We start from the raw sequence: 1780 nt of genomic DNA, 5'->3' as shown, positions 1-1780 counted from the left end.
TTTATCTTTCGAGTCTGAGACACAGCCGAATGTAGATATAAATTATGAGGCATAACGGTTGCACCAATAATCCCTAATGCACCAGTTAAAGGCGTTTGACCACCAATTGAATGTGTAGAGGAGAACGTTTCACCAGTCGGAACCAATCCTTTAAGTACATCCCCCCAATTAGGATCAGACAACGCTACTTGATAAACAAACACAAAAAGAATTACAAAAATCAAACAGACAACTATTGCTTCAATTTTTCTAAAACCAACTTTCGTTAACAACAATAATATTAAAACATCAAATACCGTAATAAAGACTGCGACGACAAGCGGAATATTAAAAAGTAAATAAAGAGCAATTGATGCGACAATTACTTCCGCAATATCTGTTGCCATAATCGCTAATTCCGTTAAAATCCATAAAATGATTCCTAGTTTTTTACTCGTTCTCGCTCGAATTGCTTGAGCTAAATCCATTTGACTAACAATTCCCAATTTAGCAGCCATATATTGTAATAGCATTGCAATTAAACTAGACATTAAAATGACCGACATTAATAAATACTGGAAGTTTTGCCCACCCGTAATCGAAGTAGACCAGTTGCCTGGATCCATATATCCCACAGCAACTAATGCTCCCGGTCCAGAATAGGCGAACAGGGTTTTCCAAAAGCCTTTGCCTTTGGGTACCTCGACAGTTCCGTTAATTTCCTCTAAAGAGGGACCATTCGCATGCTGAATTAATCGAGGTTTGTGCTCTTTACCAGAATGACTTGTTGTATCTTTCAAAATATTTCCACCTTCCTTTAAGAATATTATAAGTATACACCTCTTTTTTATAAAATTAAAGCAAAATATTAGGCAAACCTAAAAAAAATAAACATCGCCTAATTTAATATTATTTGCCTTCATTTCATTTGTATCGGAATGAATCAATTGTACACTGGACCAATGTCAAATATTTAGACACAAAATGAGCTATATTTTCTTAAAATAATTTTCTTCTTTCTGATTTGGAGTTAAACCCTTGTTGGCGGAATGAGGATTATAATTGTTATAAAATTGTTCGATGTATTCAAAGCAAGAGAGTTGAACTTCTTAAATGGAGTGATAAGTTCTGCGATTAATTTCTCGTTGTTTAAGATACTTGAAAAAGACCTCAGTGACGGCATTATCATAAGGATATCCAGGCTTGGAGTAAGAAGCAAGCAATTGATGCTCATCTAATAACTTTCTAAAGGAAGCTGATTTAAATTGGCTTCCTTGATCCGAATGAAAGATAATTGGTTCCTTAGGCTTCCTCTTATTTATAGCTATCTCTAAGGTGTCACAGGCGAGTTTGGCATCAATTCGATCACTTACTTTCCACGCAATACATTTCCTTGAGTAGAGGTCAAGAATAGCACAGAGATAAACATGTCGTTTAGGTCCTATAGAGATATAAGTGAAATCTGTTGTCCAAACTTGATTTGGGGAATTCGGGTTAAATTCTTGTTTAAGCAGATTATCAGAAGAAAATACAGGAGATTTATTTGATTTAAAACAAGGTTTGATGGTTGACATTTTAGGGAGTGTCATAGACTTGAGAAGTCTTAAGATACGGCCTTCAGAAATATTAACGCCATAATCACGCAGGAGAATGATTTTAAAAGCTCTCGTTCCAATTCTTTTCTTGGCTTTCATATAAATCTCAAGGAGTAATTTTCTCAAGCGTTGATTTTCTACTTCACGCTTCGAAGGCCTCTTGTTTATGAAGTTACAGTAGGTGGAACGATTGACATGTAAAACAC

The 1780-nt window shown here is 35.3% G+C and carries 1 protein-coding gene and 1 pseudogene; both read right to left on the bottom strand.

Annotated elements, in window-relative coordinates:
- A partial coding sequence (locus ABT053_RS43260; RefSeq protein ID WP_350978008.1) for an Nramp family divalent metal transporter occupies positions 1-779 on the bottom strand: 779 nt, incomplete at its 3' end.
- A 173-nt stretch (positions 780-952) separates the two neighbouring features.
- Positions 953-1780: pseudogene (locus tag ABT053_RS43255) on the bottom strand (IS3-like element IS-LL6 family transposase); the annotation flags it as partial.

This window comes from Streptosporangium sp. NPDC002524, assembly GCF_040295985.1.
Taxonomy (GTDB): domain Bacteria; phylum Actinomycetota; class Actinomycetes; order Streptosporangiales; family Streptosporangiaceae; genus Streptosporangium.
Note: the sequence above shows the minus strand (reverse complement) of the source record. Positions and strands in the feature narration are given on the sequence as shown.